This window comes from Micromonospora yongxingensis (assembly GCF_052601155.1).
On record NZ_JBQXEO010000001.1, the window covers coordinates 66,126 to 92,442 of the forward strand.

19 protein-coding genes and 1 tRNA gene are annotated in these 26,317 nt (G+C 70.8%); 11 read left to right on the plus strand and 9 right to left on the minus strand.

Annotation, left to right across the window (positions count from 1 at the left end; translation table 11 throughout):
• Positions 1–125: 125 nt before the first annotated feature.
• Positions 126–1,853: a bifunctional metallophosphatase/5'-nucleotidase gene (locus tag ACTWLT_RS00335; protein WP_252417405.1), complete on the plus strand. Its 1,728-nt coding sequence runs from the start codon at positions 126–128 to the stop codon at positions 1,851–1,853.
• Positions 1,854–2,164: 311 nt separating this feature from the next.
• Here the strand turns inward: ACTWLT_RS00335 and ACTWLT_RS00340 are convergent, their stop codons facing one another.
• A complete protein-coding gene (locus ACTWLT_RS00340) occupies positions 2,165–3,448 on the minus strand; it encodes an MFS transporter (protein ID WP_445316659.1) in 1,284 nt (427 codons plus the stop codon).
• 151 nt (positions 3,449–3,599) lie between these two features.
• On the opposite strand from ACTWLT_RS00340, the gene ACTWLT_RS00345 reads away from it, so the two are divergent.
• From ACTWLT_RS00345 to ACTWLT_RS00365, 5 genes are all read left to right on the plus strand, one after another.
• Positions 3,600–4,073 (plus strand): hypothetical protein, encoded by a 474-nt coding sequence (locus ACTWLT_RS00345; protein ID WP_445316660.1) that lies wholly within the window; start codon positions 3,600–3,602, stop codon positions 4,071–4,073.
• 108 nt (positions 4,074–4,181) lie between these two features.
• Positions 4,182–6,797, plus strand: a complete 2,616-nt coding sequence (locus tag ACTWLT_RS00350; protein ID WP_445316661.1) for a right-handed parallel beta-helix repeat-containing protein — start codon at positions 4,182–4,184, stop codon at positions 6,795–6,797.
• Between the two features lie 183 nt (positions 6,798–6,980).
• The gene (locus ACTWLT_RS00355) at positions 6,981–9,596 is read left to right on the plus strand and encodes a DUF1565 domain-containing protein (RefSeq protein WP_445316662.1); all 2,616 of its coding nucleotides are present in this window, start codon (positions 6,981–6,983) and stop codon (positions 9,594–9,596) included.
• 35 nt (positions 9,597–9,631) lie between these two features.
• Entirely contained in the window at positions 9,632–12,259 is a 2,628-nt protein-coding gene (locus tag ACTWLT_RS00360) for a right-handed parallel beta-helix repeat-containing protein (RefSeq protein ID WP_445316663.1), read from the plus strand.
• 143 nt (positions 12,260–12,402) lie between these two features.
• On the plus strand, positions 12,403–15,036 hold the full coding sequence (locus tag ACTWLT_RS00365) for a NosD domain-containing protein (RefSeq protein WP_445316664.1): 2,634 nt from the start codon (positions 12,403–12,405) through the stop codon (positions 15,034–15,036).
• An 88-nt stretch (positions 15,037–15,124) separates the two neighbouring features.
• On the opposite strand, the gene ACTWLT_RS00370 is transcribed toward ACTWLT_RS00365, so the two are convergent.
• From ACTWLT_RS00370 to ACTWLT_RS00385, 4 genes are all read right to left on the minus strand, one after another.
• A complete protein-coding gene (locus ACTWLT_RS00370; protein ID WP_445316665.1) occupies positions 15,125–15,940 on the minus strand; it encodes a class I SAM-dependent methyltransferase in 816 nt (271 codons plus the stop codon).
• A 394-nt stretch (positions 15,941–16,334) separates the two neighbouring features.
• Entirely contained in the window at positions 16,335–16,697 is a 363-nt protein-coding gene (locus tag ACTWLT_RS00375) for a hypothetical protein (RefSeq protein WP_445316666.1), read from the minus strand.
• 138 nt (positions 16,698–16,835) lie between these two features.
• Positions 16,836–16,912: transfer RNA gene (locus ACTWLT_RS00380), tRNA-Pro, on the minus strand.
• Positions 16,913–17,099: 187 nt separating this feature from the next.
• On the minus strand, positions 17,100–17,993 hold the full coding sequence (locus ACTWLT_RS00385; RefSeq protein WP_445316667.1) for a metallophosphoesterase: 894 nt from the start codon (positions 17,991–17,993) through the stop codon (positions 17,100–17,102).
• Between the two features lie 25 nt (positions 17,994–18,018).
• On the opposite strand from ACTWLT_RS00385, the gene ACTWLT_RS00390 reads away from it, so the two are divergent.
• Positions 18,019–18,474: a GatB/YqeY domain-containing protein gene (locus ACTWLT_RS00390; protein ID WP_252417395.1), complete on the plus strand. Its 456-nt coding sequence runs from the start codon at positions 18,019–18,021 to the stop codon at positions 18,472–18,474.
• A gap of 88 nt (positions 18,475–18,562) precedes the next feature.
• Here the strand turns inward: ACTWLT_RS00390 and ACTWLT_RS00395 are convergent, their stop codons facing one another.
• Positions 18,563–21,007: a penicillin-binding protein gene (locus ACTWLT_RS00395; RefSeq protein WP_445316668.1), complete on the minus strand. Its 2,445-nt coding sequence runs from the start codon at positions 21,005–21,007 to the stop codon at positions 18,563–18,565.
• Between the two features lie 404 nt (positions 21,008–21,411).
• Here ACTWLT_RS00395 and ACTWLT_RS00400 point away from each other — a divergent pair, with 404 nt between their 5' ends.
• Entirely contained in the window at positions 21,412–21,732 is a 321-nt protein-coding gene (locus tag ACTWLT_RS00400) for a WhiB family transcriptional regulator (protein WP_030328078.1), read from the plus strand.
• Positions 21,733–21,738: 6 nt separating this feature from the next.
• Here ACTWLT_RS00400 and bagB read toward each other — a convergent pair whose 3' ends face one another.
• Genes bagB through ACTWLT_RS00415 form a run of 3 tightly spaced genes read right to left on the minus strand, consistent with a single transcriptional unit; the run spans position 21,739 to position 24,446 of the window.
• Positions 21,739–22,890 (minus strand): ArsA family ATPase, encoded by a 1,152-nt coding sequence (bagB, locus tag ACTWLT_RS00405; protein ID WP_445316669.1) that lies wholly within the window; start codon positions 22,888–22,890, stop codon positions 21,739–21,741.
• A gap of 54 nt (positions 22,891–22,944) precedes the next feature.
• Positions 22,945–23,922 (minus strand): ATPase BagA, encoded by a 978-nt coding sequence (gene bagA, locus ACTWLT_RS00410; RefSeq protein WP_445316670.1) that lies wholly within the window; start codon positions 23,920–23,922, stop codon positions 22,945–22,947.
• Positions 23,923–23,948: 26 nt separating this feature from the next.
• Entirely contained in the window at positions 23,949–24,446 is a 498-nt protein-coding gene (locus ACTWLT_RS00415; RefSeq protein ID WP_445317032.1) for an Rv0361 family membrane protein, read from the minus strand.
• A gap of 691 nt (positions 24,447–25,137) precedes the next feature.
• Here ACTWLT_RS00415 and ACTWLT_RS00420 point away from each other — a divergent pair.
• Genes ACTWLT_RS00420 through ACTWLT_RS00430 form a run of 3 tightly spaced genes read left to right on the plus strand, consistent with a single transcriptional unit; the run spans position 25,138 to position 26,278 of the window.
• Complete coding sequence (locus ACTWLT_RS00420) at positions 25,138–25,620, plus strand: hypothetical protein (protein WP_445316671.1); 483 nt, start codon at positions 25,138–25,140, stop codon at positions 25,618–25,620.
• Between the two features lie 44 nt (positions 25,621–25,664).
• Positions 25,665–25,820 carry a Sp36 family protein gene (gene sp36, locus ACTWLT_RS00425; protein ID WP_007466198.1) on the plus strand — a complete coding sequence of 52 codons (156 nt, stop codon included), beginning with the start codon at positions 25,665–25,667 and terminating at the stop codon, positions 25,818–25,820.
• On the plus strand, positions 25,817–26,278 hold the full coding sequence (locus ACTWLT_RS00430; protein WP_252417390.1) for a RidA family protein: 462 nt from the start codon (positions 25,817–25,819) through the stop codon (positions 26,276–26,278). Before sp36 ends, ACTWLT_RS00430 begins: the two co-directional genes overlap by 4 nt.
• The last annotated feature ends 39 nt before the right edge of the window (positions 26,279–26,317 follow it).

Below are 26,317 nucleotides of genomic sequence, written 5' to 3' on the forward strand. Positions count from 1 at the left end.
GCTGTCCGGGCGGGCGGCGATCCCCACCGCCGGCATCCGCGATCGACCCTTCCGACGGCGTCGGTCGGCGGCCCGGTCGACCCACAGTCCGGGCACCGCACGCGCCGATTCTCACGAGGAGTTCCATGTCCATCCCCGGGATGCGTCGGGCCGGCATCGGCCTGACCGCACTCGCGGTGGCCGCGCTCGGCGCGGTCGCCACCACCCCCGAGCAGGCCGACGCGAGGCCGAAGCCGGTCGACGTCACCCTGCTGGCCCTCAACGACTTCCACGGCAACCTCGAACCCCCGACCGGCTCCAGCGGCAGCATCGCCGGGCAGGCGGCGGGCGGCGTCGAGTTCCTTGCGACCCACCTGGCCGAGCTGCGCGCCGCCGCCAAGAAGCAGAACACCATCACGGTCGCCGCCGGTGACCTCATCGGTGCGTCGCCGCTGCTCTCCGCCGCGTTCCACGACGAGCCGACCATCGAGGCGCTGACCATGGCGGGGCTGGACTACGCCAGCGTCGGCAACCACGAGTTCGACGAGGGCGCCGCCGAGCTGCTGCGGATCCAGAACGGCGGCTGCCACCCGGTGGACGGCTGCGCCGACGGCACCCCGTACCGGGGCGCCGGCTTCCAGTACCTCTCCGCGAACGCGTTCAAGACCGAGACCGGTCGTCCGCTGCTGCCCCCGTACGCGATCCACAAGGTGCAGGGCGTCAAGATCGGCTTCATCGGGATGACCCTGGAGGGCACCCCGCAGATCGTCAGCCAGCAGGGCGTCGCCGGGCTCACCTTCGCCGACGAGGCGGTCACCGCCAACCGGTACGCCCGCGAGCTGCGCGCCAAGGGCGTGGAGACGATCGTCGTGCTGCTGCACGAGGGTGGTGCCCAGGCCGCCACCGGCGGCATCAACGACTGCGTCGGTCTCACCGGCCCCATCGTGGACATCGCCAACCGGATGGACCCGTCCATCGACGTGGTGGTCAGCGGGCACACCCACCAGGCGTACAACTGCGACATCAACGGCAAGCTGGTCACCAGTGCCAGCTCGTTCGGTCGCCTGGTCACCGACATCGACCTCAAGATCGACCGTCGGACCGGTGACGTGCTCTCCGCCGGCGCGGAGAACGTCGTTGTCACCCGGGACGTCGCCAGGGACCGGAAGCAGACCGACCTGATCGACCGCTACAAGACCGTGCTCGGCCCGGTCGCCGACCGCCAGGTCGGCGTGACCGCCACCGCGATCCCGACGACCCAGGAAAACCTGCTCGCCACCTGCTCGGTGCAGGTGCCGAACTCGTGCGGTGAGTCGCCGCTGGGCAACCTGATCGCGGACGCTCAACTGGCCGCCACCGACGACGAACAGAACGCCGTCGCGGCTCTGATGAACCCGGGCGGGGTCCGCGCCGGCCTGGACGCCGGTCCCGTCACCTACGGCGAGGCGTTCACGGTGCAGCCGTTCGCCAACAACCTGGTGACGCTCGACCTGACCGGCGCGCAGCTCTACTGCGTGCTGGAGCAGCAGTTCGTCACCGGCCGGACGCTCTACCCGTCCTCGACCCTGCGCTACGTGGTCGACCTGAATGGCACCACCGCCACCGCGGCCGACCCGTGCGCCGGCACCCGAGTGGTCCGGGGCAGCCTCACCATCGGCGGCACCGCCGTCGACCCCGCCGCCACCTACCGGATCACGGTGAACAACTTCCTGGCCGGCGGCGGCGACGGGTTCAGCGCGCTCACCGCGGGCACGAACCTGGTCACCGGCATGATCGACCTGGACGCGTTCGTGGCGTACCTGACCGCGCAGTCGCCGGTCTCCGCTCCGACGCTGGACCGGATCCGCACCACCGCCGAGGTCCCCGCCGCCTGACGGACGACCCCGCGACGACCGGGCCCCGGAGCATCCGCTCCGGGGCCCGACCCGTCTCGAACGCACGCCGTATGCCCCCGCGCCCGGTCGATGCGCGGACCCGCCCGCGGAGGCCGGCCCGCTGGCCGGGCGGCGTCGTCGCAGCGGCATGATCACGCTCGAACATGGAAGTAGTGGCTCTCCCTGGCGCGGGGGCAACTACATCCAGGATCACGCACGATCTTCAGCCGCAGCCACCGGCGGCTTCGGCCTCGGCGTCCGGTGGGCGGGCCCGATGTGGCGTGAGGCGGCGCCGCGTGGCCCGGCCCGAGTCAGGCCGGGACGGAGGCCGGGTCGGGTGCGGTCGGTGCCGCCGTCGTCCGGCCGTCCTGGGCGGCGGTGAGCAGTCGGCGCAGGGAGAGCGCGACCAGCGAGGCGACCAGGCAGCCGCCGACGACCGTCGCCACCCAGACCTTGCCGTCGGCGGCGCCGAGGAGCGGGCCGGCGGTGACCGGACCGATGACGCCGCTGATCCCGAAGATCATCGAACTCATGGCGTTGTACCGCCCGCGCAGCTCGTCGGTGGCCAGCGCATTCGTGAGCGCCGGCATCACCGGCGAGAGCATCGTCTCGCCGAAGCCGAAGATCGCCGAGCAGGCCACCACGCACAGGGCGGCCACCACCGCGTTGCCCGCGCTGACCAGGCCGCCGGCGCCGAGGACCAGCCAGGCGGCGGCGAACACCGCCCCGACCACGGCGAGCGCACCGGTGCGGCTGCGCCCCTCGATCCGGCGGATGACCAGGAGCTGGGCCAGCACGATCATCACCGTGTTGGCCGCGAGCGCCCAGGCGACCACCCGGGGCGTCACCTCGACGACCCGCACGGCGTACGCGGCGAAGCCCACCTCGATCTGGGCGTACCCGCAGGTGGTGAGGACCAGGCCGAAGATCACGAGTCGGCGGAACGGACGGTCGCGGAGCACGGTCAGGTAGCCGCCGGGCGAGGGTTCGTTGCCGGTGCGGCGCTTGCCGAGCCGGTGGCCGACGCCGGGCAGGGTGAGCAGGATCAGCGCCGGCATCAGGTAGCTCACCGCGTCCAGCACGTAGATCGCCTGGAAGGTGCCGGGTCGCGCCGTGTCGACGATCGCGCCGGAGGTCATGCCGCCGATACCGATGCCGAGGTTGAGCAGGGCGAAGTTCAGCCCGAAGACGCGCTGCCGTTCGTCGTCGTCGGTCAGCGACGCGAGGATGGTGTTCTGCCCCGACCAGATCGCCGAGCTGCCGATCGCGACCACGGTCATGACCAGCAGGGCCGACCCGGTCGAGTGGACCAGCGCCAGCGAGCCCGTGCCGACCGCCTCGATCAGCAGGCACGGCACCACCACCCGGCGGGCACCGAACCGGTCGATCAGCGTCCCGCCCAGCGGCGACAGGGCCAGGGTGACCGCGCCGTACCAGCCGATCACGAGCCCGGCACGGGTGTCGGTGAGCCCCCGCACATCGGTCAGGTAGATGAACAGGAACGGCAGGGTCAGGCCGCGCCCGATCGCCGACAGCAGGGTGCCGATGAGGAGCCGGCGAGCTTCCGAGCGGCGGGGTAGGGCGCGACGCAGCATGACCCGCATTCTGTTCGCCGGGTGTGACGTCGCGCGAACCGTTTTGGCGGCACCACACTGCGGTCGGGGCCGGCGGGTGACCAATCGCACGGTGATCCACTCAGCTCGACGACGGTCCGTCGGTGTCCGACGGGTCTGCGATGCTGGCCCGATGAACGGCACCTGGCGACACCTGCCCGCATCGGCCCGCGAGATCGCCGGTGCCGCCACCGAGGCGGTCGAGGCCGCGAAGACCCAGGACAGCGAGGCGTACGAGGTGGCGGTGGCTCGCCTCGCCGCCGCCGAGCGCTCAGGTCTGGTCCTCGGTGCGGTGGTGCGGCTGCTGCTGGAGGAGACCCACCCGGACGGGCTGGACGGCGACGATGTCCGTCAGGTGCTGGAGCAGTGCGTCCGGGCGGCTGCCCCGTGGCGACCGGACGTCGACCCGCATGTCGTGCTGGTCCTGCTGGCCGGGGCGCTCGGCGTGTACGACCCGGGCGACGACGACTCCCCACCCGACCCGGTTGCGCTCGCTCGGCACGCCCCGCTGCTCGTGGCCGATCTGCTGGCGCTGACAGCTCGGCCGGTCGATGCGTACCTGAGCGCGGCGTTCGCAGAGATCGAGCGCACCGAACGCCACGACTGACACCTCGGGCCAAAGGGCCGAGGGCATCGACCGATCGGTGCTGCTCGCAGCGGGCGGTGTCACGCTACGCTCACGCGCACTTGATCGACTCTGCCACGGGGGCTGTTGATGGACAAACGTAGATGGACTGGGCTCGCGGTCGTACCGCTGCTTGGTGGCGCGAGCCTGGTGGGGCCGGTGGCGCCCGCGGTGGCGGCAGCCCCGGGGCCGGCTGCCCGGGCGGCGGCCGCTCCGGGCAACGAGCTGTACGTGAGCAGCCAGGACTGCACGCCAGGCGCGGACGGCAGCGAAGAGGCGCCGTATTGCACGATTTCGGCTGCGGCGGCTGTGGTGCAGCCCGGCCAGACGGTACTCGTGCGGCCGGGCAACTACCCGGAGTCGGTGACCGTGACGCGGTCGGGCGCCGAGGGTGCCCCGATCACCTTCCGCGCCGTCAACGGCGGGAATGGCCCGATCATCGTCGGCAACATCGGTGACACCGTCGTGGGCACCGTCTTCACTCTCACCGGTGTGCATGACGTCGTGGTTGAGGGCTTCGTTCTCGAGGACACCGCCAACGCGGCGCCCGTCGTGGTCAACGCCTCGACGAGAGTCACCGTAAACGACATCGCCGCCCACGGGTCGCGTGCCCCGGCGGTCGTGCACGTCACCGGTAACTCCAGCGATGTCACCATAAGCCGGGCGTGGCTGGTCCAGTCGGGAGGCCCCACCATCCGGATCGATCCGGGTGTCAGTGGGACCGTGGTCGTCAACAATCAGCTCTACTTCGGCGGTTTGCTGGCCACCGACGCCACCGGGACGGTCGTCACCAACAACACGGTGCTCACCAACTGCGTGCGGGGAATTGACGTGGTCGGCAGCTCGACCGGGCTCTCGATCCAGAACAACGTCGTGCGTACCAACCTGTTCCACAGCGCCTGCAGGACGCCGCAGGACGCGGTCGCGATCGCGGTCGCCGTGCCGTCGCCCACGGGGACCGTCACCGACTACAACCTGATCGACCCGATCAGCGGCGGCCCTGTCTACCAGTGGGCCGGGATCGCCTACTCCGACCTGTCGTTGTTCCAGGCGACGATCGGGCAGGGCGGGCACGATCTCGCTGCCGACCCGCTGATCGGCGGCGGCGCAACCGCGGGTGGCCTCAGAAGCTACCTTCCGGCCAATCCGGCGTCACCCGCCGTCGACTCGGCGAACGCCTCAGCACCGGGCGTGACGCGTACCGACATGTTCGGCAACCCGCACAGCGACAATCCCGCGGTGCCGAACACCGGCACCGGCAACGGATTCCACGACCGGGGTGCCATCGAGACCCAGGATTCCCCCAAGGACGGGCAGTACGATCTCCGGCAGAGGCCCGGCGACGACTCGTTCGCCGTGACGGCGACCGGGATCCCGCAGTACGGCTGGCCGGTGGACGGGGAGGGTGCCGCGATCGCCTACGGGTTCGACGGAGCGCGTTACTCGCGAGTCACGTCGGTCCGCACGCTCCCGCACTCGTTCCGGCAGGCGGGCCAGGGCTGCGTCTACATCGCGATCAGCTATGACGGGTTCCGGGGAACCGAACCGAAGAGAGGCACCCGCTGCACGACGGTCGGAACGCGGTACACGCCGTCCGCCCCGACACGGTTGCTGGACACCCGGGCGGCGATCGGCACCGCCACCACCACACCGGTGCCGGCCAACGGCGAGGTCAATGTGCCGATTCCGGCCGTCGATGGCGTACCGGCCGCCGACATCATCGCGGTGGTGCTGAACCTGACCGTCACCGCCCCCACGAGGCCGGGCTTCATCAGCGTCCGCGCCTCCGGCGGGGAGATCGGTTCGTCGAGCGTCAACTTCGTCGCCAACGAGACGGTTCCGAACCTGGTCATGACGAAGGTGCAAGGTGGAGTGGTCCGGCTGGTCAACCGCAGCGGCGGCACGGTCCACCTGATCGCCGACCTGCAAGGCGTCTACGGCCGGCAGGGCTCCGGTTTCAAGTCGCTCGACCCGGCCCGGGTGCTGGACACCCGTACCGGCACCGCCATCCCACTGGCTGCCAACGGTGAGCGGCGGCTGGACCTCTCCGGAAAGCTGCCGGCGGACGCCACCGCCGCGATCCTCAACATCACCGTCACCGGGCCGACGACGGCCGGTGTGCTCAGCGTCTACCCGGACGGTGCACCGGTGCCGCTGGTCTCGAACCTGAACTTCGCGGCCCGGCAGACCATCCCCAACCTGGCCGTCGTGCCGGTGGTCGCGGGAAAGGTCGTGATCCGTAACGCCAGTTCGGGGACGACCCACGTGGTCGCCGACCTGGCCGGCTACTTCGGCTCGGCCGCCTCAGGAGCGGACCAGACCTACGTGCCCTGGGAGGGCCGGATCGCGGATTCCCGCGACGACTCCGGATGGCTCAGGGTGATGCACCCCGGCCCGTTCCCCGCCTTTGCCGCGGGCGGCGCCCCGCTGTGCAAGAGCTGGTGCGGATCGCCAAACGTCCCGGTGACCGCAGCCGTGTTGAACCTGACCGTCACCGGGCCGACGGTGGCGGGCGTGCTTACCGCGTATCCGCGCGGGGCGGTGAGACCGACCGCGTCGAACGTCAACTTCGTGGCCGGGGAGACCGCCTCCAACCTGGCCGTGGTCAGGGCCGCCGACGGGTACGTCGATGTCTTCAACAACAGCTCCGGTACGGCTCACCTCATCGCCGACCAGGCCGGATACTTCGTCGCCCCCGCCTTCTGAGGCGGGGCGGGGGTCCGCAGCGGCCGGGTACCGGGTCAACCCGGTACCCGGCCGCTGCGCCGTCCGACTCTGTTGTCGAGCCGATCGGTCCTGACGCGCGACCCGGCCAGCGCTGCCCACATCGGTGTCTGTCACGGTATTCTCCGCGAACTTGCATGATCGACATTTGCACGGGGGCCCTTGATGGACATGCGACGTTGGGCGCGACTCGCGCTCGTACCACTGATCGGTGGCGCGGCCCTGGTAGGCCCCGCGGCGCCCGCCGCCGCGGCGCCCGCGCCCGCCGCGGCCGCACCGGTCACCGCGGCGGCGGTCGCCAACGAACTGCACGTCAGCGATACCTGGTGTCAGAGCACCGGAGACGGCAGCGAGCAGCGGCCGTTCTGCACCATCTCGGAAGCGGCGGCGGTGGCCGGCCCGGGCCAGACGGTGCTGATCCACCCAGGGGAGTACCGGGAGAGCGTGCGGTTCACCCGGTCCGGCACCGAGGGCGCGCCGATCACCTTCCGCGCCGTCAACGTCAACTGGCAGATGGCGCGGGTCGGCAACTTCGACACCACGTCCGTGACGGGCACCGTCCTCGATCTCGCCGATGTGCACGACGTGACGGTGGAGGGCCTGGTCGTTTTCGGGGCCAACCTCGCTGACGCCGTGACAGTGCGGGACTCCCGCCGGGTTCGCCTTGACAAGCTCACCGTCCACCTCGGCCTCGGCGGCCTCACCGGGGTGCGGATCAGCGGCCAATCCGACACGGTGATGCTCAGTCGGAGTGTCATCCGGGCCGCACAGAATCCATCCGTGTCCATTGAGCCCGGCGTGACCGGTACGACCGTGACCGCGAACCAGTTCGACAACTCCGGCCTCGTCGCGACGGACGCCGTCGGCCTGGCCGTCACCGGCAACACGGTCTACGTCGACTGTCGACGCGGCATCGATGTGGCCGGAAGCTCCCCGGGCGCCTCGATCCGCAACAACATCGTCGTCACCGCCCGGCAGCGCACGCGCTGCGCCACCCCGGCGAACGCCGCCGGCATCCGGGTGTCCGCCGAGTCCGTGCCCGGGACCAGCACCGACTACAACCTGATCGAACCGCTCAGCGGCGGGGCACCCTACAACTGGGCGGGCATCGACTACCCGGACCTCGCCTCCTTCGCGACGGCGACGGGGCACGCCACCCACGACCTCGCGGCTGACCCGAAGCTCACGTGGACGAACGCCCTGCACCGTGACTACCTCTTCACCCTGGGCGGGTCGCCGGCCCGGGACTCCGCCGACGCCACCGCCCCCGGTGCCCTGGACACCGACATGCTCGACGGATCCTTCGCCGACGATCCGGGCGTGTCGAACAGCGGCACCGGCAGCGGCTACCGCGACCGGGGAGCGGTGGAAGCCCGATCGGCTGTGACCCAGGATCCGGTACGTGTCGAGCGCAAGGTGGGCGGCGGACCGCTCGACATCGTCGCGCGGGCCGGCTGGCACCAGACGTGGCCGGTCGAGCAGGATCGGGCCCAGTACGCGTATCACCTCGACGGTGGGCACCTGTGGCGGGTGACCGACTCCGCCACTGCGGAGTTCACGCTGCGACGGGCCGGTGATGCCTGCGTCCAGGTGCAGATCAGCGTGTCCGACTTCCGGTCGCCCGCCGGAGGCGACGAGCGGGTCTGCACCCAGGTCGGCGCGCGTTACGTACCGGTGGGCCCGACCCGCCTGCTGGACACCCGAGCCAAGGTCGGTGTTCCCATTTCCCAGCCGGTGGCACCCGATGGAGTGCTCGAGCTGCCGATCGGCACCCTCGGTGGCGTCCCGAACACGGACATCAGCGCGGTCGTCCTCAACGTGACGGTGACCCAGCCGGCGTCCGCCGGCTTCGTCAGCGTCTTCCCGGCCGGCGAGCGGACCTCCGCGTCCAGCGTCAACTTCGTTGCCGGGGAGACAGTGCCGAACCAGGTCACCGTACCCGTCCGCAACGGGTCGGTCATGTTCCACAACGCCGGCTCGGGCAGCGTCCACCTGGTCGCCGACCTCCAGGGTTTCTATGCCGCGACCGGTTCCGGCTTCGCCTCGGCACCACCGGTGCGGGTCCTCGACACCCGGGAGGGCGTTGGAGCCCCGATCGCCGCCAAGGGCACCCGGACCCTCGACCTCTCTGGGCGGCTGCCCGTCGGCGCGACGGCGGCCGTGCTCTCCGTGACGGTCACCGCGCCGAGCGCGGGCGGGGTTCTCACGGTCTTCCCGTACGGCTCGACGGCACCCACCGCGTCCAACCTCAACTTCGTCGCCGGGCAGACCATCCCCAACGTGGTCACCGTGCCGGTGGTGAACGGTCAGGTCAACATCTTCAACAACAGCTCCGGCACCACGCACGTCGTCGCGGACCTGGCTGGTTGGTTCAGCCCGGACGCCACCCAGACGTTCGTACCGATCACGCCGACGCGGATCGTGGACTCCCGGGACAGCACCGGGCTGGCCGGCCGCGTGCCGGCCCCGCTCGCCGCGCGGGAGACCGTCCGGTTCGCGCCGTTCCGGAGCAGCGTGACCTGCGTGCCGGCCTGCCCGGCCCCGACCGCGATCGTGGGCAACGTGACCGTTACCGCACCGACCACGGCGGGCTTGCTCACCGTCTATCCGGGCGGGGGGCAGCGACCCACCGCCTCGAACGTCAACTTCGTCGCTGGGGAAACCGCGTCGAACGCCGCCGTGGTCGCGGTGGGCTCCGGTGTCGACCTCTTCCACAACAGCGGGGGTACGTCCCACGTCATCGTCGACCAGTCGGGCTACTTCATCGCCGCCGCGTCCTGACCGTTGCTAGAGATCTACTTTTCCTGGGGTTATCGATGACACGATCTGTGATGGCGCGGTTCGCGCTCGTACCGTTGATCGGTGCCGCCGGCCTGGTCGGCCCGGCGGCGCCCGCCGCCGCTCGTACGCCGGCATCCGTGCCCGCCCTCGCACCAGCCGCCGCTGCCTCCGGCACCGAGCTGTACGTCAGCAAGGTGGGCTGCACCGTGGCCGGCAACGGCACCATCGAGGCGCCGTTCTGCACCATCACCCAGGCCGCGGCGGTGGCCGGGCCCGGCCAGACGGTCCTTGTGCAGCCGGGGGACTACCGGGAGTCGGTGACGCTCACCCGGTCAGGTACGGACGGCGCCCCGATCACCTTCCGGGCGGTGAACGGGCCGGGCCTCAGCACCGCCGTGGTCAAGGTCGGCAAACGACGCGGTGCCAATGGCAACGAGAGTGCCTTCACCCTCACCGGGGTCCACGACGTCGTCCTCGACGGCTTCCTGGCCGCAGGTGATGGACCGGCCGAGGGGGTCCTCGTCAACGGTTCCAGCCGGATCACCCTCGACCGGCTCGTCGCCTCCGAGTACGACGCCCCGGCAGCGATCCGGATCACCGGCGCGTCCGAGCACATCACGGTGAGCCGTAGCTACGTCGGACCGGGCAGGGGTCTGGTGGTGGATCCGGGAGTCGCCGGGGCGCTGGTCACCGCCAGCACCTTCACCCAGAGCGGGATCACGGTGCGCGACGCGCCCGGTACGAAGATCGTCGGCAACACCCTGGAGACCGACTGCACCCTCGCCGTGGACGTCACCGGCACCTCGCCGGGCGTGTCGATCCGGAACAACATCCTGGAGACCGCAACCGGTCCCCTCAGTGACGCCGTGGCGTGCGAGGTGCCGTCGGAGGCGACCGCCATCGCCGTCTCAGCCGAGAGCGTTCCCCAGACGGTGGCGGACTACAACCTCATCGAGCCGGCCAGCGGCGGGCCGCTCTACCGCTGGGGTGCCACCGAGTACACCGGCCTGCCGGAGTTCGTCGCCGCCACCGGCCAGGGTGGTCACGACATCGCCGCCGTGCCGTGGCTGACGGCGACCCAGGCGTACGAGCGGCCGTACTACGAGATCTCCCGCCACTCTCCGGCCGTCGACTCGGCCGACGCCACCGCCGAGGGTGTCTCCCGTACCGACCTGCTGGACAACCCGCACACGGACAGCCCGGAGACGCCCAACACCGGCACCGGTCCCGGCTACCACGACCGGGGTGCCGTCGAGGCGCAGGGCCTGGTGACGGTGCGGGAGATCCCGGTCCACCACAAGCCCGGTGGCTCGCCCCTGGACGTGACCGTCGGTCTCTCGGTCACCGCCGCGTGGGCCACCGACGGCCCGGTGGGCAAGGTGTCCCGCAGTTGGAGCGACGAGCCGTTCCGCCGGATCGGTCGGGTCGGGCCGGAGGACCGTCAGTTCCGCAGGGCCGGCAAGGTCTGCGAAACCCACCAGGTGAGCTTCAACGACTTCCGGAGGGTCTTCGGGACCCCGGTCCTCACCTGCACCGTGGTCGGTGCCACCTACACGCCTCTGCCACCGCAGCGGGTGCTGGACACGCGCGCCGCGATCGGGGTGCCGGGCACCGTGCCGATCCCGGCGAACGCCGAGGTCGTGCTCGCGCTGCCGCAGGTCAACGGGCTCCCGGCGGCGGACATCAGCGCCGTGGTGCTGAACGTGACCGTCACCGCGCCGACCACCGGCGGGTTCCTGCGGGTCTATCCCGACGGCGCCACCCTGCCGGACGTGTCGAACGTCAACTTCGTGCCCGGTGAGACCGTGCCGAACCTGGTCACCGTGCCGATGACCAACGGCAACCTGCGCATACGCAACACCGCCAGCGGCACCGTGCACGTCGTCGCCGACCTCCAGGGTTACTACTCGGCCAGCGGCTCCGGATTCCGGTCCATCGCCCCGCTGCGGGTCCTGGACACCCGCAACGCGGGCAACTCGCCGCTCGCGCCGAACACCGGCCGGACGCTGGACCTGACCGGTCGGATTCCGTCGGGGGCCACGGCCGCCGTGCTCAACGTGACCGTGACGGCGCCGACGACCGGCGGTGTGCTCACCGTCCACCCGTACGGCACGGCGGTGCCGGTGGCGTCGAACCTGAACTTCGTCGCCGGGCAGACCATCCCCAACCTGGTGATGGTGCCGGTGGTCGACGGCAAGGTGGCCATCCAGAACGTCAGCTCCGGGCGTACCCATGTGGTGGCCGACCTCGCCGGGTGGTTCGGCGGCGGTGCCACCGACGTGTTCGTGCCGTTCGGCCTGCGCCGGATCTACGACAGCCGGGGAGAGGCCGGAGAGGGATGGCCGCAGTCGCCCTACAGCTCGGCGGGGATCCCCGTGCCGTTCCTCGACCCCCTGGGCGACAAGACGGCACCGCGGCCGACGGCGCTGGTGGCGAACCTGACCGTCACCGCACCGACCAAGGGCGGCGTGCTCACCGCCCACCCGAACGGGTCGGACCAGCCGACCGCGTCGACCGTCAACTTCGTGGCCGGTGAGACCGCCGCCAACCACGCCATCGTGGGCGTCGGGGATGAGGGAGCCATCGTGCTGTTCAACAACAGCTCCGGCTACATCCACATGATCGTCGACCAGGCGGGGCACTTCATCGCCGGCACGCCCTGACCCGCGATACCCCCGGAGCCGGCGTCCCCCGCGACCAGCGGGTGGGCGCCGGCTCCCTTCGTGCCGGCGGCGCAGGCCAACCGCAATGGTCTCTGTGGATATAGGCTGCGCCGAGAAAACTCGACTTCCACGGGGGATGGTTGATGAATAAGCAAAGGTGGGCCCAGCTCGCGCTCGTGCCGCTGCTGGGAGGTGCGGGCCTGGTCGGGCCGGCCGCGCCGGCGGTGGCGGCACCCGCGCCGGCTGCGGCCGAGGCCGCGACCGCCGGCACCGAGGTGTACGTCAGCCAGCGCGACTGCAAGCCGGCTGGCGATGGCAGCGAGGCCGCGCCCTATTGCACGATCGGTGCCGCGTTGGCTGTCGTCCAACCGGGACAGACGGTGCTCGTGCTACCGGGGAACTACGCCGAGAAGGTGACGTTCACCCGGTCCGGCACCGAATCCGCGCCGATCACCCTGCGAGCGGTCAACACGCCGTACGGCATGGTCCGCGTCGGCCACTACAACGTCAGCGGGACACCGCTGACCATCTCCGGCGTGCACGACGTCGTGGTCGAGGGCCTCACGCTCACCGGCCGCGCCGACGCGGTGCCGGCCCTGATCCACGGGGCCCAGCGGGTCACCGTGGACGGCATCGCCGCAGGCGCTGGCACTCTGCCCGCCGTCCGGGTGACAGGCTCGTCCAGTGATGTCACGGTCAGCCGGGGTTGGTTCTCCAGCTCAGCCACCGGTGCCACCGGCGTGGCCGTCGAGGCGGGTGTCTCCGGCGCGGTGGTCACCGCCAGCACCTTCTTCAAGACCCGGGTCGCCGTGACCGACGCGCCGGGAGCGCGGATCACCGGCAACACCGTGGTGACCGACTGCGCGACCGGGATCGTGCTGGCCGGTGCCTCGACCGGCGCGAGCATCCGCAACAACATCCTGCGCACCGGTGCCGGTCCCGTCCCGCAGCCGGGGGCCTGTGCCGACCCGACGACAGCGCCCGCGATCTCGGTCTTCTCCGCCGCCACCTCCGGTACCGAGGCGGACCACAACCTGATCGACCCGGCCAGTGGCGGGGCCGTCTACCGATGGGGCGGCACTGATCATGCCGATCTCGCGTCGTTCCGGGCGGCGACGGGGCAGGGCGGGCAGGACATTCTGGCCCCAGCCCTGCTGGGCGAGCAGCAGGGCACTGAGCGGGGCTGGTTCCCGCTGACCGCCGCCTCGCCGGCAGTCGACTCCGCCGACGCCGCAGCACCCGGAGCCACCCGCACCGACCTGCTGGACAACGCACACGCCGACGCGCCCACTGTGCCCAACACCGGTACCGGTAACGGCTACCACGACCGTGGCGCGGTGGAGCTCCAGGGCAGTTCGACAGTGACCGGCAACGACGAGATTCGGCGCAAGCCGGGCGGTTCCTCGCTGGAATTCGTCCACCCCCTGACGGTCACCCACGCGTGGCCCACCGACGGCCCGGTGGGCAAGGTGATCCGCAAACTCACCCCGGATCGGTTCTACCGGGTGGGGCCGATCGAACCGGCGGAGCGGCGGCTCTCCCGCGCCGGTGGGGCGTGTGTACAGAGCCCTGTCATCCGTTTCGACAACTTCCGGGTGCTCCCGGACGTCGTGTTCGAGCCGCACTTCGCGTTCTGCACGGTCCTGGGCGCGATGTTCACTCCGGTGACGCCGACCCGTCTGCTGGACACACGCGCAGCCGTCGGAATCAGCACCACCGTTCCCATCGCGGCCAACTCCGAGATCGTCCTGCCGATCATGTCGGTCAACGGTGTCGCGGCCTCGAACATCACGGCTGTGGTGCTGAACGTGACCGCCACCCAGCCGACCAGCGCCGGTTACCTCACCGTCTACCCCGATGGCGCGACGGCGCCCGCGGCGTCGAGCGTCAACTTCGTCGCTGGTGAGACCGTGCCGAACCTGGTGACCGTGCCGATGTCCAACGGCAACCTGCGCATCCGCAACAACGCCGGTGGGACGGTGCACGTCATCGCCGACCTTCAGGGCTTCTACTCCGGGGTGGGCGACGGCTTCAAGCCGCTGCCGCCGACCCGGGTGTTGGACAGCCGGGCCAACGGGGGTACGCCGATCGCCGCGAACAGCGGTCGGGTGCTGGACCTCTCCGGGCGGGTGCCGTCGGGTGCCAAGGCCGTCGTGCTGAACGTGACGGCCACCCAGCCGACGGCGGGCGGGGTCCTGACCGTCTTCCCGGCCGGGTCGACGAGCGTGCCGGTGGCGTCCAACCTGAACTTCGTCGCCGGCCAGACCATCCCCAACCTGGTGACAGTGCCGGTGGTGAACGGCCGGCTCGTCATCCAGAACGTCAGCTCCGGCACCACCCACGTGCTCGCGGACCTGGCCGGTTGGTACGGCACCGGTGCCACCGACGGCTTCGTGCCGCACGGTCCCCAGCGGGTGCTCGACACCCGGACCGCGATCGGCGGCAACGCGGACCCGACCCTGGCGCCCTTCTCGTCGATCGACCTCTGGGTGCCCTATCTCGACCCGAACGGCAACGACAGCGCGCCGAAGCCGACCGCGTTGGTGGCCAACCTGACGGTCACCGCGCCGACCGCTCCCGGTGTCCTCACCGCCCACCCCAGGGGTGAGGCGCCGTCGGCCACCTCGAACGTCAACTTCGTGGCCGGTGAGACGGCATCGAACGCCTCGGTGGTCCGGGTGGGTGCCAACGGGTCCGTGACGTTGTTCAACAACAGCGGTGGCAGCACGGACGTCGTGGTCGACCAGGCCGGCTACTTCGTCGCCACCACCCCCTGACCGAACCGATCCGCCCCGGAGCCGGCACCACATGATGGTGCCGGCTCCGGCCGTTCCCCCCGGGTGACCGATCGTGTTCCGACGCGGATCAGGCCGACCGCTCGGCCACCACCTCCAGGTACTCGGCCGGAATCCGCACGGTGCCGTCCGTGGACCGGTTGTGCGTCCGCGCCAGCTTCACCAGGTCGGCCTGCAGCTCCGGTCGCCGCTCTTCGGGCAGCGCCTCGAACGCCTTCAGCGTCGGCCCGTAGTTGGCTCGGAAGAAGTGCGCGAACTCCTCCGGCGTACCGAAACGGAAGACGAACTCCCGACGTACCGCCCGCAGTTCTCCGACGGCCCCGCCGAGCAACTCGCGGACCCGGTCCTCGTCTCCCCACTGAACCGGCGGGCGCATCCCCGCCGGCGGCGGCACGTGCCGCCCCACCGTGCGGAACAGGTCGCCGATGAATCCCTGCGGCGTCCACGACGCCAGCGCCACCGTGCCGCCGGGCCGGCAGACCCGGACCAGCTCCGCGGCAGCCCGCTCCTGGTCGGGCGCGAACATCACGCCGACGACGGAGAGCACCGCGTCGAAGGAACCATCGGCGTACGCCAACCGCTCCGCGTCACCGGCCACGAAGGTGACCGGCAGTCGCTCCGCCGCCGCCCGGGCGTGGCCGCGCTCCAGCAGTTCGGGTACGTAGTCGACGCCGGTCACCAGGCAGCCGCAGCGCGCGGCGGCGATGGCGGCGTTGCCGGTGCCGGTCGCCACGTCCAGCACCCGGGAACCGGCCGACAGGTCGGCCGCCGCCACCAGCCATTCGGAGATCGGATGGATGAGCGCGGCGACAGCGCCGTAGTCGCCGCTGGCCCAGGTCACCTGCTGTCGTGCCTTGACGGTGCTGAGATCGATTGCGGTGCTCATCGGTGGTCCCCCCTCGGACGGTTCGCTGTGCCACCGACGCTAGGTGCCGCCCGAGGCCGGGGGATCGGCAGAAACACCTATCTTGGCCGCACCAGGCCGCCGCACCATCGGTTCTGAGCCCCCGCCGGGCGGTGCCGCTCGGTGCCCCGGTCATCAGACGGCCACGTCCTGATACCTGCCCCCGGGCACTGCAGGTCCCGGCCTGGTGGCAGTCGTTGCGGTGGTTGCGATACCTGAGAGGCATAAATATGCCTCTCAGGTATCACGTTTTGCCGAGACAGGCCGGGGGAGCGCCTCGTGGTGCGTGGTCGGCTCGCTTTCAAGGATGTCGCGGTGTCCCGAGGTGGGAACGCCCCGATGTCAGGGATACCGAGTCGATCACCCTCGAGCGGAGTTACCGGAACTCGTGAACCACTTCAATCTTGCCGATGATGTGGTTGTTGAACTCTTCCAGCTCCTCGGCTGGCACCCACAACTCCAGGATCGTCTGCCCACCGACCTGCTGGACGGGATAGCGAGCAACGAAGGCGGAATCCACGGCGAACCTCGTCACGTAGCCCACGCCTGAGGCCGCGACGTTCCAGTCGCGGGCGATCTTCACCGCGTAGTCCTCGTTCAGCACGGGGTAGAAGATCGGCTGGTCCGGCAGTCGCGGCGGCCAGCGACGCCAACCGGAAGCAGCGACCAACTCAAGCTCCCTCGGCCCTGTCGGACGCCACAGGACCGTCACATCACGCTGCCCACCGCTGCCAGACACGAGCAGAGTCTCGCAGATGATGATCTACAGGTCGTGCGGAAAAGAGCGTCCACTTCGCCGGGGCAGCTGAGACCCCACATGATCCACCCGACAGAAAGCACTGAGGGCACATCCATGGATCGGATGTGCCCTCTTGCCTGGTCGGGGTGGCCGGATTCGAACCGACGACCTCTTCGTCCCGAACGAAGCGCGCTACCAAGCTGCGCCACACCCCGAGGCGTGCCGACAAATAGTAGCCCACCCGCCCCGATGGTCAAACTCGGTACCCCCGCGCACCGGACCGCGCCCCGAGCAGCCAAGATCCGCGCAACTTCAGGGATGTAGTGGCCTCCCGACGCCGCGAGGCACCTATATCCCTGATGTTGCGCGGATCTTGACGGGGCCCGCGCGCGTCGGCGCCGATCAGCGGGGGATCAGCGTGAGGATGCTCGCCTCCGGGGGGCAGGCGAAGCGGACCGGGGCGGTCGGGTGGGTGCCGAGGCCGGCGGAGACGTGGAGCCACGAGTCCGAGCCGGGCCACCGGTGCAGTCCGCGCGCCATCGAGCGGGGCAGCCCGCAGTTGGTCACGAGCGCCCCGGCGCCCGGTACGCAGACCTGCCCGCCGTGGGTGTGCCCGGCCAGCAGCAGCCCGAAGCCGTCGGCGGCCATCTGGTCGAGCACCCGGGGCTCGGGGGAGTGCGCCAGCGCGATGGACAGGTCGGCCGAGGAGGAGACCGCGCCGGACACCGGCTCGTAGTCGTCCCGGTCGATGTGGGGGTCGTCCACGCCGACCAGGTCGAGCTGTCGGCCGCCGGCCTTCAGCGTGGTCCGGGCGTTGTTGAGGTCCACCCAGCCGGCACCGGTGAACACCTGGCGCAGTTCCTCGTAGGGCAGTTCGGTGCCCTCGGTGTACTCCCGGTCGGGCAGGAAGTAGGTGAAGGGGTTCTTCCACACCGGCCCGGTGTAGTCGTTGGAGCCGAACACGAAGGCACCCGGGTAGTCGAGGAGTGGTTGCAGCGCCCGCAGCACCCCCGGCACGGCGCCCGGGTGGGCCATGTTGTCGCCGGTCACCACGACAAGGTCCGGGTCGAGGGCGGCCAGCGACGCCACCCAGCGCTGCTTGCGCGCCTGGTCGGGCATCATGTGCAGGTCCGACAGGTGCAGCACACGAAGCGGTTCCGCGTCGGCCGGCAGCATCGGCACGTCGTACCGCCGCAGGGTGAACATGTTGCGCTCGATGAGTGACGCGTACGCGAGGGTGGCCGCGCCGACTGCGGCGGTTCCGGCGGCGAGTCGGAATAGTGTGCGCTTTCGCATGGCGTTCAGGGTAGTTTGACCGTCCATGAGCACGCTGAAGGACCGCCTCACTGCCGACATGCGTTCCGCGCTCAAGGCGCGCGACGAGCTGACCACCTCCACGCTGCGGATGGCCCTGGCCGCCGTCGGCACCGCCGAGGTCGCCGGCAAGGCCAAGCGCGAGCTCACCGACGACGAGGTGCTCGCGGTGCTGACCAAGGAGGCCAAGAAGCGTCGGGAGGCGGCCACCGCCTTCGCCGACGCGGGCCGCGCCGAGCAGGCCGCGAAGGAGACCGCCGAGGGCGAGGTGCTCGACCGCTACCTGCCCAAGCAGCTCTCGGACGCCGAGCTGACCGAGCTGGTGTCGGCGGCGCTCGCCGAGGGCGGCTTCACCGGCAAGGCCCAGATGGGCCCGGCCATGAAGGCGGCCCAGGCCGCGGTGGCGGGTCAGGCCGAGGGTGGCCGGGTGGCCGCCGAGGTACGCCGGCAGCTCGGCCTCTGAGCGATCGGCGCACGCCGGCGACAGTTCTCGACAGGCGAACGGGCGGGCACCCGGAGTGGGTGCCCGCCCGTTCGTACGTCTGCCCTGCTCAGCCGCCGGGGCGGCCCGTGCCGGGTCGGCCGGGCGGGTTGCCGGGCTGCCCGTTGCCGGGGTTGGTGCCCGGCGGGGTGGCTCCGCCGCCGCTGCTGACCTGGATGGTCACCACGCCGCCCTTGATGGTGCGTCCGTCCGGGCTGGTGCCGGCCGCGTCGCCCGCCTTGCAGGACGAGGGGACCTTCGTCTCGGAGACGATCGGCTCGAAGCCGGCGCCCTTGAGTCGGGACTTCGCCGTCTCCACCGACTGACACTTCACGTCGGGGATGCTGCGCTGGTCACCTTCGGAGATCTTCTGCCCCGGCGGTTCGAAGTTGATGCGGGGCTTGCCCTTCATCGCGTCCCGCAGCGTCTCGTACACCGGCGGGTTGATGCCGTCCTTCTCCTTGTGCTTCATCTTGACGTTCGTCTGCGGCCAGTCCGGGTCGGCCATGATGCCGGCAACCGCGTACTGCTTGGTCATCGCGACCAGGGCGGCCGTCTTCTCCGAGTCGGTGGTGCCGGACTTGCCGGCCACCGGCGCGTCGACGACGCTCTTCACGATGGCGGCGGTGCGGCTGCCGCCGCACTTGCTGGTGCTGGAGTTGTCGCCGACCGGGCAGCGGGCGGCGTCCACGGCGGCCCGGGCCACGTCGGTGCTGAACCGCTTCTCGCAGCGCGGGTTGGCGATGTCCAGCTTCTTGCCCTCCGGGTCCCGGATCTCCTGCACCGGGATCGGCTCGCAGTACTTGCCGTCCGCGGCGAGGGTGGCGTACGCGTTGGCCAGGTCGAGCGGCGTGGTCGAGGAGACACCGAGCGTGAAGGCGCCCCACTGGTGGGCGTAGTCCTTCGTGGAGGCGAACTTGGCGTCGCTGCTGGCCCGGAACTGGATGCCGGCCCGCTTGGCGACGTCGACCACGTTCTCCGCGCCGACCTGCTGTTGCAGCGGCACGAAGTAGGTGTTGACCGACTGGGCGAAGGCGCTCCACATGTTCTGTACGCCGCCCGCCTTGTTGTTCGAGTTCGTCGGGCAGTAGAAGTGCGTCCCCTTGCAGGCCGCCGGGCTGCTGCTGTCGATGATGTATTCCGACTTGAACTGCTGCGGCGCGTTGATCTGGTAGCTGAGCGGGATGCCCTTCTCCAGTGCCGCGACGATGCTGAAGATCTTGAAGGTCGAGCCGGCCTGGTATCCGGCGATGCCGTCGCCGCCGGTGAGCAGCGGGTTCACCGTCGCCGGGTAGTTGCCCCGGATGCCCTTCCTGCTCTTCGCCGGATCACTGGAGATCTTGTTCTTCGGCTTCTTCGGGTCGTCGAGCTTGAACTGCCGGTTGACCGCGAGCGCCCGGACCCGGCCGGTGCCGGGCTCCACCACGGCGACCATGGCGGCTTCCTTGCTGTTCTCGCTCTTGGCCCTGCGGACCGCCGCGTCCGCGCCCTTCTGCGCCTGAACGTCGATCGAGGTGACGACGGTGTAGCCGCCGCTCTTGAGTCGCCGCTCCCGGTCGTACGACGTCGAGCCGAACGTCTCCTGCTGCATCCACCAGCGGTAGAAGTAGTCGCAGAAGAAGCCCCAGCTGTTGACGTTGGCGGCGACGCAGCCGTTCGGGGTGCGCTTGTCCTTCACTTCCAGCTTGGTCGCCTTGGCCGCGTCGGCCTCCTGCTGGGTGATGGCCTTGATGTCGAGCATGTTCTGGATGACGTAGTTGCGTCGGTCCAGCGCGAGCGGGTAGCCGGCCTTGGTGGTCGGGTCGTTGGTGGTCGGCGCCTTCACCATGCCGGCCAGCAGCGCCGCTTCCTCGATCTTGAGCTTGCTCGGCGGCTTGCCGAAGTAGACCTGGCTGGCGGCGTAGATGCCGTACGCGCCGTTGCCGAACGAGGCGAGGTTGAGGTAGCGGGTCAGGATCTCGTCCTTGGAGAACTCCTTGTCGACCTGCAGGGCCAGCCGCATCTCGCGGAGCTTGCGGGCGCTGGTGTCCTCGGTCGCCGCGACCACGTCGGCCGGGTGGGTCGCCGAGTAGGCGATGGCCAGCCGGACGTACTGCATGGTCAGCGTCGAGGCGCCCTGCCGGCCGGCGGCCTCGTTCTGGTTGTTCACGAACGCGCGGGCGACACCGTTGATGTCGACGCCGTTGTGCTTGTAGAAGTCGTGGTCCTCGGCCGCGATGATGGCCTTCTGCATGTACGGCGAGATGTCGGCGAGCTTCACGTCCCGCCGGTTCTCGTCGTACATCGTCGCGAGCGGCGTCTTGCCGTCCGAGGCGAGCAGGTAGCTGATCTGCGGCGCGCGGGCCACCGTCAGCTCCGTGGGTAGGGCGCCGAAGGTTTCGGCACCGGCCTTGGCGGCCAAGCCGGACATCGCCACCGCGGGGAAGGCCGCCGCAGCGACCACCACGCCAGCCAACAGGCCACATATGAGCAGCGATGCGGCGTTGGTCAGCACATTGTGGTCACGTTTCCGCATCCAGGTCACCTCAGCAGGGTACGCGAGTAGGGAACGAGGGGCGCTGGGGCGTTCTTTCCCCATTTCCTGCGCGCGCTGCCCTCGTTGTGCTAAACGCACGACCCCCGGTGCGTGGTTGCGTCTGACCTGGCGTGAGTCTCCTCCGATTGGCGGAGACGGCGCAGCGTTTTCGTCGACCTCGGAGGGGTAACCGGCGGTCGAGAGCCCGGGAAGCCGGGAGTGTCCGGAATGATGGATTTCGCCGACAACGTTGCGTAATCAGTCGACTACAGAGCATGATGAGGGCGGCGACAGCGCCACATGTCGTCCGCGCCGCCTTGGGGAAGGCCGGCCGGGCGATCGGGGGGAATTGCCGGCTGACGTGCAACGAGGTCGGTAGGTACTGCAAGGGGGGACGAGTACACATGGGCATGATCACTGACTGGCCGTCGCTGGCGGCGTGTCAGAACGGGGACCCGGACGCGTTGTTCGTACAGGGCGCCGAACAGAACGTGGCGAAGCGGATCTGCCGGAGCTGCCCAGTTCGGTACGAGTGCCTGGCCGACGCGCTGGACAACCGGATCGAGTTCGGTGTGTGGGGTGGCATGACCGAACGCGAACGGCGGGCGCTGCTGCGTCGTCACCCGCAGGTGACGAGCTGGCGCAAGATGTTCGAGGCCGCGATGAAGAAGAACAGCAAGGACAAGGCCGGCAAGGACAAGATTCTCGTTAGCGCTGCCAACTGACACCGGTCACGGCCGGCTGATCGCCGCGCCGATCGTCCGCAGCCCGTCGACGTCGTGCACGTCGGCGGGCTGCGCCGTCACCGACACCGACGGCACCGCCGGGAACGCCTCGGTGAACCGCGCGGCCACCTGCTGCTCGCGTACGGCCTGACGGGCCAGCGCGGCGTGCGCCCGCAGCACCTCGGCGGTGGCCTCGTGCCCACCCAGCTCGGCCAGTCGCTCCGCGGCGACCCGGCTCTGCTCGGCGTCCAGCTCCGGCACCGCCGGCCGGTGCACCCGGTTGAGCACGAGGCCGGCCAGCGGCATCTTCTCCTCCCGCAGCCGGCCAGCGAAGTAGGCGGCCTCCCGGACCGCGTCCGGCTCCGGCGCCGCGACCAGCACGAAGGCCGTCTCCCGTGCCTGCAGGATCCGGTACGTCTGCTCGGCCCGCTGCCGGAAACCGCCGAACATCGAGTCCAGGGCGGCCACGAAGCCGGACAGATCGGTGAGCAGCTGTGCGCCCAGCACCTTCTGGACCACCTTCGAGAACATCCCGAACGAGGCCGTGACCAGGCTGAACATGCTTCGGCCGCCGCTGCGGGCGGGAGCCAGCAGCAGTCGCAGCATCCGGCCGTCGAGGAACCGGGAGAGTCGGGCCGGCGCGTCCAGGAAATCCAGTGCCGAGCGGGACGGTGGGGTGTCGACGACGATCAGGTCCCACTCGCCGCGGGCGTGCAGCTGACCCAGCTTCTCCATCGCCATGTATTCCTGGGTGCCGGCGAAGGTCGAGCTCATCGCCTGGTAGAACGGGTTCGCGAAGATCTCCGCCGCCTTCGCCGGATCGGTGTGCTGGAGCACCACGTCGTCGAAGGTGCGCTTCATGTCCAGCATCATGGCGTGCAGCTCGCCGCCACTGGTCTCGACGTCGATCCCCTTGACCTGGCGGGGGGTGTTGTCCAGCTCGGTAAGGCCCAGCGACTGGGCCAGCCGGCGGGCCGGGTCGATGGTGAGCACCACCGTGCGCCGGCCGTGCTGCTCGGCGGCCCGCAGCGCCAGCGCCGCGGCCGTGGTCGTCTTGCCGACCCCGCCGGCCCCGCAGCACACGATGATCCGCACGCCCGGGTCGGCGAGGATCTGGTCGACGTCCAGCCGCGGCGCCGCGTCTTCGGAAGGCACCAATCGAGCGTATCGGGCCGGCTGGGTCCGCGCGCCCGTGCGGAGCTCAGGTGTGAGTCAATCGGCGCTGACGAGGGCCTGGGCCAGCGTCGCGAGCCCCGCCCGGTCCACCCCGTCAGGCAGCAACGGCAGCTCTGTCATCGGCAGCCCCAGCTCCACCAGGTCGGCCCGGAGCGAATCCTCCAGCTCGCGCCGGATGAGCTGGTCGCGTGCCTCGTCGTGCAGGCCGGCGACGGTCTCCCGGTCAGCCGGCAGCCCGGCGGCGACCAGCCCGCGCCTCAGCTCGGCCGCGCTGACCGTCCGTCCGGCCGGCAGCGGTGGCCGGGTGGCGTTGACGATCACCTTCCCGACCCCGAAGCCGAGGGCGGTCAGGTCGGCGATGGCGTCCACCGTCTCCTGCACCGGCATCTCCTCCAGCAGCGTGACCACGTGCACCGCGGTGATGGGGGAGCGCAGCAGAGCGGCGACCCCCTCGCTCTGGGTCTTGATCGGGCCGACCTTGGCCAGCCGGGCCGTCTCGGCCGTGACGTTGAGGAAACGCCCGATCCGCCCGGTCGGCGGGGCGTCCAGCACCACCGCGTCGTACACACGCCGCTGCCCGGAGGTGCGGGTGGTGGCCTCCTTGACCTTGCCGGTGAGCAGCACGTCGCGCAGGCCGGGGGCGATGGTGGTGGCGAAGTCGATGGCGCCGAGCTTGCGCAACGCCCGACCCGCCGCACCCAGCTTGTAGAACATGTCCAGGTACTCGAGGAGCGCCTCCTCGGCGTCCACCGCCAGCGCACGCACCTCGCCGCCGTCCGGGGCGTCGGCGAGGTGCCGCTCCTCGTACGGCAGCGGGTCGATGCCGAAGAGCTGAGCGATGCCCTGCCGCCCCTCGACCTCGACCAGCAGGGTGCGCCGGCCGCCCGCAGCCAGCGCCAGAGCCAGCGCCGCCGCCACGCTGGTCTTGCCGGTGCCGCCCTTGCCGGTCACCACGTGGAGGCGGGCCGACCATCCGGTACCGGCCGGGTCGGACGGCCGCTCAGCTGCACGCACCCGTCGAGCCTATCCAGGGTTGGCCGTCACGCGACCTCGCAGACCCACCAACCTGTCTTCTGCACCACCGTGAAGCGCAGGTCCTGGTCGGCCACCTTCTCGTCCGCGGTGGTCATGGTGACCCGCGTGGAGACGGTGGCCCGGTCTCCGGTCTGGTTGTCCACCTTCGGGCTGGTCCACCGGAAACGGGGGTTCTGGTACTCGGTGGCGTACTTCTGCACCTCGGCCACCTTCGCGGCGATCTTCTTGTCGTCCCGGGAGGCGGCGCAGACGCGGCTGGCCGCCTTGGTCGCGTCCCGATCCTTGTAGACCGCGGTGAGGAACTCGTCGACGGCGACCGCCGGCTCCTTGGCGCCCTCGCCGTTCTCGGCGTTGCGCAGGGTCAGGAACGCCACCGCGCCGCCGCCCACGCAGAGCACCATGATCACGACCAGCGCGATCGCCGCGATGAGCAGGCCCCGCTTCTTCTTCGGCTCGGCAGCGCCCGCGTAGGGCGGGTAACCGGGAGGGGGTGGCGGAACCATCGACGGGTCCTGAGTGCCGGGCGCCACCGGTGTGGCGGCGCCGACCGGGCCCTCGGGCTGACCGGCACCGGCAGCTCCGGCAGTCTGCCCGGGGAAGGTCGTCCCACCGGACTGGGTGGGGAAGGTGGACCCGGCGGGCGACGTGGGGAAGGCCGGCGAGGCGGGAAAGGCCGGCCCGGCTGGCGAGGCCGGGAAGGTCGGCTCGGCCGGCTGCGCAGGGACGGCCGGTCGGGCGGGCTGCGCGGGCTGGCCGGGGACGGCCGACGTCTCGGGCTGGTCGGCCGGAGCCGGGTGGGCCGGCGGGTGTGCGGGCGGGCCGGCCTGGTCGCCGCTGGGCGGTTGGGTCATCTCTTCCCCCGGGGGTGCGGCGCCCGCCGCCACCCCTGGCGCCGAGCGTGATCGAGCGGGCGTCCGGGCGCTGCGCGACCGTCCGACCGGAAGGGTAGCGGTCAACCTCCGCATCGATGTCGCCCGTGTCGCGTCGAAGCCGGCCGGCGAGACCCTGCCGGTTCGGCACCGTCAGGCGTCCGACCTGCGATGTGTCGCATATGTGACTATCGGTGACCGGGCGTGCGCGTCCTGTTGGCGGGACTGCGGCCCGGGACCTACCTTCGTCCGGTGCGGGGGACCGGAACGGACGAATGGTTCGGACCGGAAGCGTGATCCGAGAGGTACGACCCGGAGGCAGTGCATGCGCGACGCGGACAACATCCCTCGCACCCAGTTTCCGACCAACGACCGGTCGCACCGGCCCGGCGCCGTCGGCCAGGTCGACGCGCCGGTCGGCAGCCTGCCGGTCAACGAGCGGTCGTACCGCCGGGTCCCGGAACCGACGGAGGTGGCCCGGGTGACGAGCCGCCCCGCCGAGCGGGCCCGCGACGACGACGAGCCGGGCTTCGTCATCCACCTGCCGATCCGGGTGCCCGACCTGGCGGCGGCGACCGCGCTGGCCGGTCGGGTGGCGGTGTCCCTGGGCTTCCTGCCCGAGCTGGACGCCGGCGAGACCACCGTGTCCAACGCCGACGACCAGAACAACCGGCACCGGGTCTTCTGCGACCTGCTGCTGCCCGACCGGTCCCGCTGCCCCCAGGGGTACGAGCACCAGGGACCCTGCGGAGAGCTGCCGACCGCGCCGGAGCAGCGTCCCGCGCCCCACCCGGCGAGCGGACCGTAGGCTGTGCCTCGAAGAAGTCCGCACCGAGAGGGAGCCCTCCAGCGATGCAGAAGTGGGAATACTCCACGGTCCCGCTGCTGGTCCATGCGACCAAGCAGATCCTCGACAACTGGGGCGAGGACGGGTGGGAACTCGTCGCCGTGGTCCCCGGGCCCAACCCGGACCAGCTGGTCGCGTACCTGAAGCGGCCCAAGGCATGAGCAACGGTCCGCACGCGAAGCTCGCCGAGCTGGGTCTCGAACTGCCCGAGGTGGTGCCGCCGGTGGCCAGCTACGTGCCGGCCGTGCAGTCCGGGCAGCACGTGTACGTCTCCGGCCAACTGCCGATCGCCGAGGGGAAGCTGTTGGCCACCGGCAAGGTCGGCGCCGGGATCTCCGCCGAGCAGGCGAAGGACCTGGCCCAGCGGTGTGGCCTCAACGCGCTGGCCGCGGTCGACTCACTGGTCGGCCTGGAGAACGTGGTCAAGGTGGTCAAGCTGACCGGTTTCGTGGCGTCCGCGCCCGGGTTCACCGGTCAGCCCGCCGTGGTCAACGGCGCCTCCGACCTGTTCGGCACCGTCTTCGGCGAGGCCGGCAGGCACGCCCGCAGTGCCGTGGGGGTGGCCGAGCTTCCCCTCGACGCTCCGGTGGAGATCGAACTCATCGTCGAAGTCGCCTGACCGTCGCCACGTCGCGATCGTGCACGTCCGGCCCGGATG

Excerpts from the sequence above, each read along its gene's own strand:
- ACTWLT_RS00335 (WP_252417405.1), top strand. The coding sequence starts at position 126 with ATGTCCATCCCCGGGATGCGTCGGGCCGGCATCGGCCTGACCGCACTC.
- ACTWLT_RS00340 (WP_445316659.1), bottom strand. The coding sequence starts at position 3,448 with ATGCTGCGTCGCGCCCTACCCCGCCGCTCGGAAGCTCGCCGGCTCCTC.
- ACTWLT_RS00345 (WP_445316660.1), top strand. The coding sequence starts at position 3,600 with ATGAACGGCACCTGGCGACACCTGCCCGCATCGGCCCGCGAGATCGCC.
- ACTWLT_RS00350 (WP_445316661.1), top strand. The coding sequence starts at position 4,182 with ATGGACAAACGTAGATGGACTGGGCTCGCGGTCGTACCGCTGCTTGGT.
- ACTWLT_RS00355 (WP_445316662.1), top strand. The coding sequence starts at position 6,981 with ATGGACATGCGACGTTGGGCGCGACTCGCGCTCGTACCACTGATCGGT.
- ACTWLT_RS00360 (WP_445316663.1), top strand. The coding sequence starts at position 9,632 with ATGACACGATCTGTGATGGCGCGGTTCGCGCTCGTACCGTTGATCGGT.
- ACTWLT_RS00365 (WP_445316664.1), top strand. The coding sequence starts at position 12,403 with ATGAATAAGCAAAGGTGGGCCCAGCTCGCGCTCGTGCCGCTGCTGGGA.
- ACTWLT_RS00370 (WP_445316665.1), bottom strand. The coding sequence starts at position 15,940 with ATGAGCACCGCAATCGATCTCAGCACCGTCAAGGCACGACAGCAGGTG.
- ACTWLT_RS00385 (WP_445316667.1), bottom strand. The coding sequence starts at position 17,993 with ATGCGAAAGCGCACACTATTCCGACTCGCCGCCGGAACCGCCGCAGTC.
- ACTWLT_RS00390 (WP_252417395.1), top strand. The coding sequence starts at position 18,019 with ATGAGCACGCTGAAGGACCGCCTCACTGCCGACATGCGTTCCGCGCTC.
- ACTWLT_RS00395 (WP_445316668.1), bottom strand. The coding sequence starts at position 21,007 with ATGCGGAAACGTGACCACAATGTGCTGACCAACGCCGCATCGCTGCTC.
- ACTWLT_RS00400 (WP_030328078.1), top strand. The coding sequence starts at position 21,412 with ATGGGCATGATCACTGACTGGCCGTCGCTGGCGGCGTGTCAGAACGGG.
- ACTWLT_RS00415 (WP_445317032.1), bottom strand. The coding sequence starts at position 24,446 with ATGGTTCCGCCACCCCCTCCCGGTTACCCGCCCTACGCGGGCGCTGCC.
- ACTWLT_RS00420 (WP_445316671.1), top strand. The coding sequence starts at position 25,138 with ATGCGCGACGCGGACAACATCCCTCGCACCCAGTTTCCGACCAACGAC.
- sp36 (WP_007466198.1), top strand. The coding sequence starts at position 25,665 with ATGCAGAAGTGGGAATACTCCACGGTCCCGCTGCTGGTCCATGCGACC.
- ACTWLT_RS00430 (WP_252417390.1), top strand. The coding sequence starts at position 25,817 with ATGAGCAACGGTCCGCACGCGAAGCTCGCCGAGCTGGGTCTCGAACTG.